This is a genomic window from Fructobacillus sp. ESL1096, from assembly GCF_058511985.1.
Genome location: NZ_CP196400.1, coordinates 797,010 through 811,431, shown reverse-complemented (window position 1 = coordinate 811,431; position 14,422 = coordinate 797,010). Strand labels below are relative to the sequence as shown.

The 14,422-nt window shown below is 43.7% G+C and carries 14 protein-coding genes and 1 tRNA gene; 8 read left to right on the top strand and 7 right to left on the bottom strand.

Annotated elements, in window-relative coordinates:
- Window positions 1-170: 170 nt before the first annotated feature.
- Window positions 171-1,181, bottom strand: a complete 1,011-nt coding sequence (gene gap, locus ACSYSR_RS03905) for a type I glyceraldehyde-3-phosphate dehydrogenase (protein ID WP_252773434.1) — start codon at window positions 1,179-1,181, stop codon at window positions 171-173.
- Between the two features lie 213 nt (window positions 1,182-1,394).
- Between gap and ACSYSR_RS03900 the strand changes: the two genes are divergently transcribed.
- The 4 genes from ACSYSR_RS03900 (at window position 1,395) to pyrE (ending at window position 5,098) form a co-directional block, all read left to right on the top strand.
- Window positions 1,395-1,886 (top strand): ECF transporter S component, encoded by a 492-nt coding sequence (locus tag ACSYSR_RS03900; RefSeq protein WP_489816530.1) that lies wholly within the window; start codon window positions 1,395-1,397, stop codon window positions 1,884-1,886.
- 266 nt (window positions 1,887-2,152) lie between these two features.
- Window positions 2,153-3,487, top strand: coding sequence for a dihydrolipoyl dehydrogenase family protein (locus ACSYSR_RS03895; protein ID WP_489816086.1), 1,335 nt, complete (start codon window positions 2,153-2,155; stop codon window positions 3,485-3,487).
- A 216-nt stretch (window positions 3,488-3,703) separates the two neighbouring features.
- A complete protein-coding gene (pyrF, locus tag ACSYSR_RS03890) occupies window positions 3,704-4,417 on the top strand; it encodes an orotidine-5'-phosphate decarboxylase (RefSeq protein WP_489816087.1) in 714 nt (237 codons plus the stop codon).
- A 45-nt stretch (window positions 4,418-4,462) separates the two neighbouring features.
- Window positions 4,463-5,098, top strand: coding sequence for an orotate phosphoribosyltransferase (gene pyrE, locus ACSYSR_RS03885; RefSeq protein ID WP_252773431.1), 636 nt, complete (start codon window positions 4,463-4,465; stop codon window positions 5,096-5,098).
- Between the two features lie 116 nt (window positions 5,099-5,214).
- On the opposite strand, the gene metG is transcribed toward pyrE, so the two are convergent.
- Window positions 5,215-7,257, bottom strand: a complete 2,043-nt coding sequence (gene metG / locus ACSYSR_RS03880) for a methionine--tRNA ligase (RefSeq protein WP_489816088.1) — start codon at window positions 7,255-7,257, stop codon at window positions 5,215-5,217.
- Between the two features lie 437 nt (window positions 7,258-7,694).
- Between metG and ACSYSR_RS03875 the strand changes: the two genes are divergently transcribed.
- From ACSYSR_RS03875 to ACSYSR_RS03860, 4 genes are read left to right on the top strand one after another with little or no spacing between them, the layout of a single operon-like run.
- Window positions 7,695-8,486, top strand: a complete 792-nt coding sequence (locus tag ACSYSR_RS03875; RefSeq protein ID WP_489816089.1) for a transporter substrate-binding domain-containing protein — start codon at window positions 7,695-7,697, stop codon at window positions 8,484-8,486.
- Between the two features lie 27 nt (window positions 8,487-8,513).
- A complete protein-coding gene (locus ACSYSR_RS03870; RefSeq protein ID WP_252773428.1) occupies window positions 8,514-9,212 on the top strand; it encodes an amino acid ABC transporter permease in 699 nt (232 codons plus the stop codon).
- Entirely contained in the window at window positions 9,209-9,943 is a 735-nt protein-coding gene (locus tag ACSYSR_RS03865; protein WP_252773427.1) for an amino acid ABC transporter ATP-binding protein, read from the top strand. The genes ACSYSR_RS03870 and ACSYSR_RS03865 overlap by 4 nt, the downstream gene beginning before the upstream one ends.
- Window positions 9,943-10,857 carry a DNA/RNA non-specific endonuclease gene (locus ACSYSR_RS03860; protein WP_252773426.1) on the top strand — a complete coding sequence of 305 codons (915 nt, stop codon included), beginning with the start codon at window positions 9,943-9,945 and terminating at the stop codon, window positions 10,855-10,857. Before ACSYSR_RS03865 ends, ACSYSR_RS03860 begins: the two co-directional genes overlap by 1 nt.
- A 118-nt stretch (window positions 10,858-10,975) precedes the next feature.
- Here the strand turns inward: ACSYSR_RS03860 and ACSYSR_RS03855 are convergent.
- From ACSYSR_RS03855 to ACSYSR_RS03835, 5 genes are all read right to left on the bottom strand, one after another.
- Window positions 10,976-11,059, bottom strand: a tRNA-Leu gene (locus tag ACSYSR_RS03855).
- Between the two features lie 77 nt (window positions 11,060-11,136).
- Window positions 11,137-11,487 (bottom strand): ArsR/SmtB family transcription factor, encoded by a 351-nt coding sequence (locus ACSYSR_RS03850; protein ID WP_252773425.1) that lies wholly within the window; start codon window positions 11,485-11,487, stop codon window positions 11,137-11,139.
- A gap of 7 nt (window positions 11,488-11,494) precedes the next feature.
- Window positions 11,495-12,112 (bottom strand): cadmium resistance transporter, encoded by a 618-nt coding sequence (locus ACSYSR_RS03845; protein ID WP_489816090.1) that lies wholly within the window; start codon window positions 12,110-12,112, stop codon window positions 11,495-11,497.
- A gap of 121 nt (window positions 12,113-12,233) precedes the next feature.
- Entirely contained in the window at window positions 12,234-12,695 is a 462-nt protein-coding gene (locus tag ACSYSR_RS03840; protein WP_252773423.1) for a universal stress protein, read from the bottom strand.
- A 55-nt stretch (window positions 12,696-12,750) separates the two neighbouring features.
- A complete protein-coding gene (locus tag ACSYSR_RS03835; RefSeq protein ID WP_252773422.1) occupies window positions 12,751-14,139 on the bottom strand; it encodes an Nramp family divalent metal transporter in 1,389 nt (462 codons plus the stop codon).
- Between the last annotated feature and the right edge of the window lie 283 nt (window positions 14,140-14,422).

The following is a 14,422-nucleotide window of genomic DNA, read 5'->3' as shown; positions in this document are numbered from 1 at the left end:
CCCCATTTCAACTAATGAACAATCACCAATTTTAAATTTCTCCTTGTTAACTCGATAACATTGTATCAAATATATTTCTTTATGTACATATTTATTTCGATTGTATCTATTCAACTTGGATTATATGCACAAAAAAAGAACGCCGCAGCGTTCTTCCTTTATATAAATGATTATACGTTTGCAAAGTGCAACAAAGTACGGATCATGTTTGAAGTGAAACCATATTCGTTGTCGTACCATGAAACAGTCTTAACCAATTGCTTGTCACCGGCTTCGACGATTTGCGTTTGAGTAGCATCAAAAGTAGCACCATGAGTGTCACCAATGATGTCTGATGAAACGATTTCATCTTCGTTGTAGCCAAATGAGTCAGATGAAGCTGCCTTCATCGCTGCATTGATTTCGTCTGCTGAAACCTTCTTTGACAAAACAGAAGTCAATTCAGTAACAGAACCATCAACAACGGCAACACGTTGTGCGTGACCGTCAACCTTACCCTTCAATTCAGGAACAACAAGGCCGATCGCCTTAGCAGCACCAGTTGAGTGAGGGATTGTGTTTACTGAAGCAGTACGGTTTGAACGGAACTTCTTTGACTTAGGACCATCCAAAATCATTTGAGTTGAAGTAAAGGCGTGGATAGTAGTCATCGTTGCCACTTCAACACCAAATTGGTCTTGCAATACACGAGCCATTGGAGCCAATGACTGTGTAGTACATGAACCAGCTGAAACAATCTTGTCGTCAGTCTTCAAGATGTCTTGGTTTACACCATAAACAACAGTTGGCACGTCACCAGCTGGAGCTGAGATCAAAACCTTCTTAGCACCTGCATCCAAGTGGGCTTGTGACTTTTCGGCTGAAGTGTAGAAACCAGTAGCTTCCAATACATATTCAACGCCATCATTCTTAACCCAAGGAATGTTCTTTGCATCGCGTTCTGCGTAGACAGTGTAGTGCTTACCGTTAACCACGATACCAGTTTCATCAGCAGAAACTTCAGCATCCAAAGTTCCATGAGTTGAGTCATACTTCAACAAGTATGCCAACATTGATGGGCTAGTCAAATCGTTGATGGCTGCAACTTCAACATCAGCTGCTGAGTCGCCAAGTTCCAAAATACGACGGAATGCCAAACGACCAATCCGACCAAATCCATTAATACCAATCTTCACAGTCATGTGTGTAGACCTCCAATTAATTTTTTGACTTATGTCAACAAGGACATTATAACACAAAGGCCAGAAACCAGTGCAAGTCTTCACTAGAAATTGTTTGGAAAATTAACCATACCATTTTCTGACTTTGTTGGATAACTGAAAAGAAACTTTTATTTTATTCATTATAATCCTTGCTATAATATTCCTATTATTTGAAGATATGGAGAGATAATGATGAATAAATACTTTACTACCAAGACCATCACGACTTTGGCCGTGATCACTGCTTTGAACCTCGCCCTTTCTTACGTGGTCCGCATTCCAACGCCAGGTGGCTACGTCAACTTAGTAGAAGCTGGAATTTTCTTAGTCGCACTGTTGGGTAGTGCACGCTCTGGGATGATTGTCGGTGGTTTATCCGGTTTACTCTTAGATCTTTTGGCCGGTTATGCTGCTTGGGCCCCCTTCTCTTTGATTATTCACGGTTTGGAAGGTTACTTAGCCGGATTAATTGGCGCTAAAAAATCAGTCATGAGCCAAACAATTGCTGTACTTGTGGCTTCACTTGTGATGGTTGTGGGCTACTTCTTTGCCACCGCCTTCCTTTCTCACAGCTGGGCGACCGGCTTTGCTTCAATTATTGGTAACATTGCTCAATGTGCCTTTGGTCTAGTCATCGCCCTCGTGGTTCGTCCCGCTTTGTCAAAGCGGGTGGCCTTAAACTAACTAAACCAAAATCACGGAGTAACAATATAAAAAGCCTTGACCAACATAGGCATAAGCCAAAGATTAGGATAATAAAACTTTGGGGTCATCTGCCAGTGTTGGTTGTGGCTTTTTCTTTATAATCATCTTTACAGGGGCTTTTTATTTGTTTAGATAATAAGCAAAAAATGTAAATAAAATGACAATTTGGTATAGTTTAAATTTCACTTCTAAAAGAAACTGTGCGATAATCATATTAAGCTTTCAAATTAGGAGGAATCTAGAAAATGACAGCATATGATTATGACGTTTTATACCTTGGAGCCGGCCATGGGGCCTTTGATGGCGCACCGCTTTTGGCCCAAGCCGGTAAGAAAGTCGCCTTTGTCGAAAAAGAAAAGGTCGGCGGCACCTGCCCAAACTGGGGTTGTAACGCCAAGGTTATCCTAGAAAATGCAGCTTCCTTACAACGTGAACTTCGCGCTTCAAACGGCATTGTCTCAGGTAGCGGTGATATTGATTGGGCCAAGAACATGGCCCGTAAAAAGGAAATTATCGCCATCTTCCCAAACGCTATCCAAAGTGGCATGGAAGGACTTGGTATCAAGTTCTACTTTGGTGCCGGTCACTTAGCGGATGCTCACACCGTCAAGGTCGGTGACCAAACCGTTACGGCCGAAAATATCGTGATTGCCACTGGTATGCACTCTAACCGCCTGAACATCCCTGGCGCCGAGTACCTACACGATTCAAAGGACTTCTTGTCATTAGACCAAGCCCCCGACAAGATGGTCATCATTGGGGCTGGTTATATTGGACTGGAAACAGCCGCAATGATGAATGCCGCCGGTGTTGATGTAACGGTTATTCTGCGTTCCGACCGCGCTTTGCCAGCATTCAACCAGCGCTATAGCGATGCTTTAGTTAAAGCACTTGAAAAACAAGGGATTACATTCGTTAAGAATAGTCAGACCGAAAGTGTCGAACAAGTGACTTCTGGCTTTGCAGTCAAGACATCAACCGGTACCTATGAAGCCGATTACGTCATGGATGCTACCGGTCGAATTCCAAACACAGCTGACCTGGGCTTGGAAGACTTAGGAATTGAATTCGACAAGGCCGGTATTGTAGTCAACGAATACCTCCAAACAGCCGTTCCAAATATTTACGCTACTGGTGACGTGGTAAAAAAGAATCAGCCCAAGTTGACACCAACAGCAACTTTTGAATCCCAATATGTTGCCAAGCATCTCTTAGGTCAAGACGACCAAGCCATTAATTATCCAGCTGTTGGTACAACGGTCTTTACAACACCCCGTTTAGCCCAGACTGGCGTAACACTCGATGAAGCTGCCGCTCACCCTGACCAATATGATGTCGTTGAAAAGGACGTCATGGATGATTGGTACCGAATGGTCGACTATGAAAAGGAAGGCCACCTTTCATTGATTTATGACAAGGAAAAGCACTTAGTGGGTGCAATCGAAATTTCAGAACACGCAGAAGACATTATCAACGCTCTCTTGCCTGCCATTGAATTTGCCTATACGCCAGAACAACTGAGTCGCTTGGTTACAATTTTCCCAACCATCGGTTACTCTGCCATCGGCGACCTCCTTTAAATTAGAACTGCTTTTCAAGTCCTAAGGAAACACTCCTTGGGGCTTTTTTTAAAATAAATTTGTCGAAAGTCAACAGATAGTTTATACTTTCATTAGTCATTAATTGGTTCAGAGAAGCCAGATGATTAACTTACATTTAATTTTTAACACAATAAGACTATTCTCTGAACTTTTTTAGGGAATAGTCTTTTTTCTTGCTCATGAAGGAGAGTAACCATGGAAAAGCCACTAATGATTGCCTTGGACTTTGACGACTTAGCCGCCGTCACAGCCTTTTTAGATCACTTTCCGGATCCCAGCCAATTAACCGTCAAAGTCGGGATGGAGCTCTTCTACCAAGCTGGACCTGCCATTATTACTGATTTAAAAAAGCGCGGTTGCCAAATTTTCTTAGACTTGAAGCTTTTTGATATTCCCAATACCGTCCGCCAAGCTATGGCCCAAATCGGTCGTCTCGGTGTTGACTACGTCACCGTCCACTCGCTAGGCGGATCTTTAATGTTGCAAGCTGCCAAGGAAGGTCTGGAAATCGGGGCAGCAAAAACTAACGTCAACACGCCCGCCCTCCTGGCGGTAACAGAGCTAACTTCTATTTCCGACGAAGTTCTCAAAAACGAACAGCACGCAGCTCTATCAATGCAAGACCAGGTCTTGGCCTTAGCCCAAATGGCCGAGCAGGCCGGATGTGATGGTGTTATCTGTTCCGCCTTAGAGTTAACGACTCTAAACGCCCACTTACGACCCGATTTTCTCTTTGTTGTACCTGGCATTCGCATGCAAGCAGACCAAACCGGTGACCAAGTTCGGGTCGCCAGTCCCGACCAGGCAGCTGCAGATGGTGCCAAGGCAATCGTTGTTGGTCGGCCAATTACCAAGGCAAGTGACCCAGTTGCCGCCTGGCAGCGCTACCAGAGTGCTTGGCAAGGCTGACTTCGACCAATAAACACATTAAAAGTAACATGAAAGGTTTTATCCATGACAGTTTTAACAGAAACAATCCTCCAAGACTTAATCGATCACAAGATCGTCCAATTAAAGGTTGACGATACCTTTACCTTCGCCTCTGGCATCCAGTCGCCCATCTACACCGACCTGCGCCAAACAATTTCTTATCCCAAAACACGGCACGCCATTACCAGGGCATTAGCTGGATTAATTCAGGAACAGTACCCAGAAGTATCGGTGATTGCTGGTGTTGCCACCGCCGGCATCCCCCAAGCAGCCTTAGTTGCCGCCGAGTTGAATTTACCGATGGTTTACGTTCGTTCCAAGCCAAAAGACCATGGCACTGGCCGTCAGGTCGAGGGTGTCATCCAAGCAAATGACCAAGTTGTCTTGATTGATGACCTAATTTCAACCGGTGGGTCTGTTCTTGGGGCTGCAAATGCCGTCAAAAATGCAGGCTTCAACGTAGCCGGTGTCGTGTCAATTTTTTCATATGGTTTCCCAGATGCTGACAAGAACTTCCAAGAGGCTGGCTTTGATTTCGCCCCACTCTTAACTTATACCGGTCTCATTCAATTGCTAGCCGACCAACAAGTTATTAATGGCGAAGACCATGCCCGCCTAGCCAAGTGGCACCAGGACCCCTGGGCTTGGCCGTTAAAGTAAGGTTTTGATTGCGCGGTGGCTAAGATTTCATTACCACTAACATTTCCCCAAACAAGTCTTTCTTCAGCCACATGAAAAAAGGCGGTTGCTCGCGCAACCGCCTTTTTTACTGATTTTTATTCAATGCCTGAACCAGGTTCAATGACTTCTGGCAAAATCGTAACGGTTACAATACCGTTTTTTTCAGCAGAAAGGATCATTCCTTCTGATAGTTCACCAGCCATCTTTCGTGGTGCCATATTGGCCACGATTGCTACCGTCTTGCCTAACAAAACTTCAGGTTCCGGATACCATTGACGAATTCCCGACAAGATTTGCCGAGGCTTGTCAGAACCATCATCTAAAGTGAACTTAATCAGCTTCTTTGACTTTTCCACAAATTCAGCAGCAGTAATCTTAGCTGCTAAAATTTCGACTTTATCAAAGTCGTCGTACTCAATCAAATCCTTATGTTTTATTTCTTCGCTCACTTCTTGCTCCCTTGCGCCCTGCTTAGCTGCTTCCTTGACGGCCCGGCCTTTACCCTTAGTATCTTTTGAAACCAATGAGGCAATGTAGGCCACCTCTTCTTCCACATCCAAACGAGGGAAGATTGGCTCACCCTTGGCAACTACCCGCGTACCTGCAGGTACTTGATCGATTGCAAGACCAACTAATGAAACGCCCTTTTCGGGGTAGTCTAATCCAAGTTGGGCGAACATTTGTCGTGGCGCATCTGTCATGACCGGTTGCAGCATCACTGCAACAGCACGGAGTGCTCCAGCCAAGTGAGCCAAAACAGATTGCAAAGTTGCTTTCGCAGCTTCATCTTCCCCAGCCTTCTTGGCCAAAACCCAAGGTTCCGTTTCATCGATATACTTGTTGGCTCGACGAACAACACCCCAAACAGCTTCTAAGGCGTCCGCTGTATGAACAGAGGCCAAGTGCTGGTTATATTCTGTAATCTGCTTTTCAACAACCAAATCCAAGTCTTCATCAAAATCAGTCTTGCCGGTTGTAAATGCTGGAATGACGCCATCTTCATACTTATTAATCATGGCGACTGTTCGATTCAAGAGATTTCCCAAATCGTTGGCCAAATCAAAGTTCACGCGTGACACAAAGTCCTCCGGTGAAAAGACACCGTCATTGCCAAATGGCATTGAGCGCAACAAATAGTAACGAACAGCATCCAAGCCATAACGGGCCGTTAAATCTTCAGGGTAAATCACATTCCCCTTGGACTTAGACATCTTGCCATCCTTCATCACGAGCCAACCGTGACCAATGATTTCCTTTGGTAACTCCAAACCAAGGGCATGCAACATGATTGGCCAGTAAATAATATGGAAACGAACAATTTCCTTTCCGACTAATTGCACATTAGCTGGCCAAAACTTCTGCAAAAGTGAATCATCAGCTGAATCGTAACCCAAAGCAGTAATATAGTTAGCTAAGGCATCAATCCAAACATAAATGACGTGACGTTCATCGCCTGGGACAGGCACACCCCAGTTAGAAGAAGTCCGCGTCACGGCCAAGTCTTCCAAGCCCGGCAAAATGAAGTTTTGCAACATTTCATTCATTCGTGCATGTGGTTGGACGAAATCAGGATGTGACTGATAGTAATCAACCAACCAGTCAGCATACTTAGACATTTTGAAGAAGTATGATTCTTCTTGGATCTTTTCAACTTCATGACCAGAAGGCGCCTTACCACCAATCATCTTACCGTTTTCGTCACGGTACACCTCAGCCAATTGTGATTCCGTGAAATACTCTTCATCGGAAACAGAATACCAACCTTCATATTGCCCCTTGTAGATGTCACCTTGGTCCAATAATTGCTGGAAAATCTTCTGAACTGCTTTTTCGTGTCCTTCATCAGTCGTTCGAATAAACTTATCATATGAAATGCCCATCAATGACCACAGGTCCTTGATATCCTTAATCATCTTGTCCAAGTATTCAATTTCGCTTGTACCGGCTTCGTTCGCCTTCTTTTGAATCTTTTCACCGTGTTCATCGGTCCCAGTCAAAAAGAAGACGTCTTCATCCAAAAGACGATGGTAACGAGCAGCGGCATCCGCCAAAACTGTCGTATAAGTATTTCCCAGTTGTAACTTTCCTGATGGATAGTAAATTGGGGTTGTGATATAAAATGTTTTCTTGTCTGACATATGAGTCCTTTCTGGTCAAATGATGACCGATACCATGCTTTCATTATAGCAAAAGCCGGCTAGCCAAACTAGGTGGAAGAACCAGCATGTGAGCAGACTTTTCCAGTAAACCATTTTGGAAAAATCAGTCATAAAAGCCGAACAATCGCTTTTAACCGATTTTTTTTACAGTAAACCAATTTTTTCTTTTTTGGTGAAATCGGTTCAATTCTGTTGACAAACTTTTCTTGTCCCGTTACACTGATAAAAAGAAATCGGAGAAGATTAATGTTAGCTAAAAGTTTAACTAACAACCCAAACATGACTGTGGTAAAGTGTTATTTACCGCTTTTTTAGGGTGGGTTTATCTGATTTACAGACGTAAAAACCGCCCTTGGTGTACACTAGGGGCGGTTTTATTTTGCACTGTTTTACCTATTTTGAGGAGAAGAAGTAAGATGAATAAGAAAGTTTTGATTTTACTGGCCGGTCTGATCGTGGTCATCGGTGGCATCTTTGGTTTTGCCCAGCTAAATCAACCAAAAAAAGATGAGACCATCAAACAAGGAACCTTAACCGTTGGTCTCGAAGGAACCTACGCACCATTTTCTTACCATGATGATTCTGGTAAACTGGTTGGCTACGAAGTTGACATGGCCAAAGCCATTGGTAAAAAGTTAAACATGAAGGTCACTTTTGTTCAAACAAAGTGGGATTCTCTCATCGCCGGTCTTGGTTCAGACCGCTATGATGCCGTAATTAACAACATCGGCATTCGTCCCGACCGAGAAAAGAATTATCGAATGTCAGAGCCTTACCTTTACTCAAAGTCAGTCTTGATCAAGCGTACTGGTGAAACTGATTTGAACTCATTGGCTGACATCAAGGGTAAGACGATGGCCCAGTCATTGACATCAAACTATGGTCAAGTTGCCCAACAAAAAGGTGCCAACATCAAGGCCGTTGCCGGTATCGTTGAAGCCATGAACTTGATTACTACCAACCGTGCCGATGGCTCCTTGAATGACCAAGGTGCCTTTGCCGCTTGGAAGAAAGCTAATCCAGATGCTGATTTGACCACAGTTGATATCTCAAAGGATATTCAATCGGTACCAACCGGTGTTTTGATGAACAAGAAGAATGCCGCTTTGCAAAAAGACATGAACAAGGCCATTTCTGAGTTAAAGAAGGACGGTACCTTGACAAAGCTTTCTAAGAAATACTTTGGCATGGACTTGAGCCACGACTAATTAATAAAAGTAAAGAGGAACTCTTTCATGACAGATTTTATCGATTTGGCAATTAAATACTTGCCAAGACTGTTAGTGGCGGCTTTTCAATACACTCTGCCGTTGACGGCCATGTCCTTCTTCTTTGGAATAATCTTTGCCATCACCACCGCTTTGATTCGCGTTGCGAAAGCACCGCAAAACGAGTGGGCTGATGCCGCTTTGAAAATTTTAAAGGGTGTTGCCGCTACCTATGTCTGGTTTTTCCGGTCAACGCCAATGTTGGTACAATTGTTCATTGTTTTCTACGGTTTGCCTAACGCACACATTGCTCTGTTCCAATCAGCTTGGGTTTCAGCCATCACCGTCTTTTCTCTGAATACAGGGGCCTATGCTTCCGAATCGATTCGGGCAGCCATCTCATCTGTCTCAGAAGTTCAAAAACAGGCAGCAGAGTCTCTTGGGATGACAACCACACAGGTTTATCTCTACGTTGTTCTACCACAAGCGGCCCGCATTTCAATTCCACCTTTGTCGAACTCGCTAATTTCCCTGTTAAAAGACACGTCACTGGCTTCCGTCATTACGATTGTCGAGATGTTTTACCTTTCTCAACAAATTGCCGCCACAAACTATAAGGTCCTTTCGATGTATATCCTCGTAGCCATGGTCTATGCCCTCTTTACGTCGCTGCTTTCGATCGGCCAACACTACTTAGAAAAGTACACATCGAGGTTTGCCCAATGATTAAAGTTGAAAATTTAAGCAAAAAATACCCCGATAAAAATGCCCTGGATAACATTTCCGTTACCTTCCCGGCTGAGGAAACGACCGCCATTGTAGGTCCTTCTGGCTCAGGAAAATCAACTCTCTTGCACTCGCTCAATTTGCTTGAACGACCAACGAGCGGACGGTTGATTGTCGATGAGCTTGACCTAGATCTCAACAAAACGCTCACTCAGGTGCAGGTGCTTGATGTTCGAAAGCATTTCGGGATGGTCTTTCAAGAAAAAGCCCTCTTTACTCATTTAACTGTTCTCAAAAATTTAACTGAAGGACCCACTAAGGTTAAAAAAATCAGTCAAGAAAAAGCCTTAAAAAAAGCCCACGACCTGCTCAAGCAGTTTAATATGGAAGAGCTAGCTAATCGCTACCCCTATCAGCTATCCGGCGGCCAACAACAGCGGGTAGCCATTTTAAGAGCGCTAGCTATGGAACCCCAATATCTTCTCTTAGATGAACCCACTTCTGCTTTGGACCCCGAGTTAGAAGCCCAAGTCCTTCGTGTTCTACGCAAATTGGCTCAAAAAGAAACCTCCATGATTATCGTCACCCACAACATGGCTTTTGCACAGCAAGTAGCCGACAAAATTGTCTTTATCGACAACGGTCATGTTGGTTATGACGGCAAGACTGAAGACTTCTTCAATTCAAACGATCCACGGATCAAACAATTCTTAGGAGCAATGACTTTCTAATGACAAAAAAACGTGCTTATAGGCAGCGGCCCAACCGGCCCAAGCACTTTGGTTCGGCCGTCACAGCCTTAATTTTGGTTGTGGCGGCTTTGTCGTTCTTACCAGGTAAAAACGGCCATAACCAAGGTTACCAAAAAACAAACACAACGACTGCGAGCCAAAGCCTCAATCGCTCAAAAACTGCCCCGCGGCCGGCAGCCACAACCAATTCCGACCAAGACCTCTTAAAGATTAAATGGGACGGCACGCTCGACGGTGACATCGTCCACATTAACCAAAATCAAGCCACCTTTACCAGCCAGGAATTACAGCAGACTTTCCCAGCTCAAAGCGGCAACAAATTACGACCAACCAATGGTTTAGCCTTATCCGCCCTTGATTCTCTCGGTCGGTCCGGACAAGCAAACTTTGTGGCTACTAAAGCCAGCATGGATGCAGTCACTAAGCGGCCCGCCCGCATTCCCGAAAGTGTTCGCCCTTCTGGTTGGTATATCAACGATCATTTTACCGGAAGTTCCTGGGTTGGCGGCTACCATAAAAATCCACAGGTAAACCTTGGTGGCAGCAAACAAGCTCTTTGGAACAAGTCCCATATTGTTGGCTACCAATTCTTCGGGATGGCCACCATGGTGACCGAGAATATGACAACGGGAACCCGGGTAGAAAATGCCTATCCCGGACAGTTAGTCCCCGAAGATGATATTCGCAATGCCCTGAAAACAACCCCTAATATTAGCATTCGTGGCCAGGTCACACCACTTTATAACGGCACTGACCGCCTACCACAGGGTGTCCATTACATGGCAAAATCAGTAGAAGATAACGGTCAAACCCTAAATCTGAACTACTGGATTTTTAACGTCGAACCCGGCGTTACCATTAATTACCAAACTGGTGATGCCCAGGTTAATTGACCAATCATCGAATCACAACAAAAAGACCGCTCACCATGATGACATGGTCGCGGTCTTTTTCTTTGACAATTTAGATAAGAAAAAACAGCTAACAAAGTTAGCTGTTTGCTCTCATGAATGCCCTCGGTGGGAGTCGAACCCACACGGTGTTGCCACCACTGGATTTTGAGTCCAGCGCGTCTGCCAATTCCGCCACAAGGGCATTGCTGTATTTCACAACTATATTAGTATATCAACGGCAGATAAAACTGTCAACAAAAAAATATATTTTTATCATTTTTATTTGTGGTTTTTCTTGGCTGCGGCTTGCTCTTCAGCCACCGCTTCAGCGTGGCTCATTTCCCGCAAAACGTGGTCCACATGATGCTCGGCATTATTGAGCAAGGTTAAAATATGGGAATCATTCAGCTGATAGTAGACAGACCGTCCCACTTTTTCCACCGTGACAACCTGTGCCTCTCGAAGCATTTGTAGCTGATGGGAAACGGCAGACTGCTCCATCGAGAGCTGATCCACAATTTCAGAAACCGAACAAGGTTTCTCGCGCAATAGGGCTAGAATTGCTAAGCGCCTTTCCGACCCCAGCAATTTGAAAATTATACTTAATTCATGTTGGACATCTTTTTTCATATCCCTATTATAACAAGGAAAGTAAGTGTGTCACCGTTCCAGCATCAAATAAAATGTAAATCCCCAAAACTACATAGACCAGTAATTGCATAAAATCACCATAACGTTCGAAGAAATTTTGAACCTTTTGCACCTTTGCTAATCGGTAAGCCAGGAAAATGCAACTTGTCAAAATGACTGTAAACATTAAAAAGATAATCGGTAAGACTAACCAATTAGCTAATAAGAAATAAGGAATATAGAGCGCAAGGTTATCAGCACCACAGCCAGCAATCGTCATCCAAACCACTGTCAAAATAATTCGTTGATGCGGTGTTTCTTGAACCTTAGTAACAAAAGCCTCGCCCTCCTCTTCTTCCTCATCTGAGAAATAATTTTTCAAGCCAATCGCAATCGGCACCAGGCCTAAAAATCCTAAAAGCCATTCGGCCGGTATTTGCTTGAGTACACCACCAATTAACAAAGCGACTCCCACTAACAGAGCGTTCCCGAGATAGGCACCCAAAACAATTGGCCGGACCTGCGACTTCTGACGAAAAGTGGCAAATAGTAAAACTAAAATCACGAAATAATCTGATGTTGTTCCTAAATATGAAAAAAATCCTGTCATTAACGTTGCTATCATCAACTGCTCCTTTTATATGAATAAGTTTTCATTTTTAACCCATTCAGTATAACATGAAATTTTATTCATGTATAGAACATAAAAAAACTGATAACCATTGGCTACCAGTTTTTGGATAAAATTAATCCTTAACGATCAAAACAGAAATTTTAGCGTTACGGGCGATGTAAGCAGCCTGTGAACCGATTGATTCAAAGAAGCCTTCATGTGAGTGAGCCCCAACAACGATTAAATCAGCCCCAACCTGTGGTGCGATTTCATCGTTTAAAATTTCACCAGCCTTGATACCGTCGTCAAAGACAACTTTCACGTTTTTCAATCCTTGTGAAAGTGCATAATCACGGTACTTAACCAGATTGTTTTCCAATTCTTGACGCTTTTCTTTGATGAAGTCTAAGTGTAAAGCGGAAATCGTTGACAAGTCCCCCATTTCCAAAATTGTCGCAATAATTAATTGCGAATTATCTTCACGAGCTTGGTGAATTGCGTTTGACAAGGCGTGGTAGCCTTGCTCTGATTCATCAACACCAACAAGAATTGTCTTAAATTGCTTTGGTTCTACATCTAATTTTAATTCAGCCATTATTTGCCTCCAGTGAATGTTAGAACATCGTTACAACTTCGGTATCTTTACTGATTTATCCGAAATATTGTGGGAAGAATTGGTCAAGAACCAACCAAACATTAATGGCAGTCAAGACAGCAAAACAAATCCAACCAGTCCAAGTAATCCACTTACGGTTAGCATATTCGCCCATAATCTTCTTTGAAGAAGTAAAGTAGATTAATGGTGCCATTGAGAATGGCAAGGCAATTGACAAGAAGACCTGTGTGGCAGTAATCAGGTTATCCAACTGAGCTTCGTTACCACCGTAAATAATGGTAATCGCCAAAACCGGAACCAAGGCGATTCCACGGGTAATGACACGACGGAGCCACATTGGCACACGTAAGTGCAAGAAACCTTCCATGATAATTTCACCGGTCAAAGTACCAGTAATTGTTGAGTTTTGTCCGGAAGCCAACAAGGCCAGGGCAAACAACGTTGACAAGATTGGTGAGGCAATCGCACCGGCAATCTTTGTGTCACCCAAGGCATTATACATGGACTTAAATGAGTCCAATTCTTGAGCATGTCCGAAGAACAAGGCGGCACCAACAACCAAAAGCAAAGTGTTCACCACAAAGGCTAACGTCAATTGGATGTTTGAATCCCAAGTCATCAACCTGACAGCATCATGAACTTCTTCAGGGTTTTCATGATCAACCTTACGAGTTTGTGAAATTGATGAGTGCAAGTACAAGTTGTGTGGCATGACCGTGGCACCAATGATACCAGCGGTCAAGATCAAAGGACTCTGCAGTCCCTTCAGTGATTCAGGTGAAATCACCTTTGGTTGTGGCACATAGCCATAGAACAATGATGCCCAGTCAGGCTTTGACAAGATTGTCAGATAAATGAAAACAACCAGGATGGTCATAATCAAAGTCATCACAATCGCTTCTATCTTACGGAAACCGAACTTCATCAGCAACAACAGTAAGATAACATCAAGAGCCGTCAAGAACACCGTGATCAGAAGTGGCCAGCCAAAGAGCAAGTTCAAGGCAATGGCACCACCGACAACTTCGGCGATGTCCGTTGCAATCAAGGCTAACTCCGTCATCACCCAAAGTGAGTAACGGCCAAACTTGTTCGTTCGGTTACCAGTAGCCTGAGCCAAATCTTCTTGTTTCACAATACCTAACTTACCAGCCATGTATTGCAAAAGCATCGCAATCAGTGAAGAAATCAAAACAATTGACAGCAACAGGTAGTGGTAAGAAGCACCACCGGCTACTGACGTTACCCAATTACCTGGATCCATGTAACCCACGGCAACCAGGGCACCAGGGCCTGAGAATGCCAGCAAGCGCCGCCAAAAAGGGGCGCCCTTTGGCACTTCAATCGTGCCGTTTACTTCTTGCAAACTCTTATCGCCCGTGTGTTCGATAAGGGAATGGCTCTTCTTTACGGGATTATCCATAATATCTCTCCTTCGGAATTCTCCTTAGGGACAAAGCAATTAAATTCTCACTCGAAAAAACGACCAAAGTAAAAAAGCAGTCTTCCACCCTGATCTCATTGAAATTTAGGCAGACCGGTCAATCCACCATGTATTTTTTTCAAGTGCTAAATAATTTTCATAAAGGATTTCATTCAACTTGGTTGTTGAAAGCTTATGAAAGCTACTTAACTCAATGACTTCTTCCTAAGTCTATAGTAAGTATTACACCTGACAATTCTAAGGTCAAGTGATATTTTTGTAA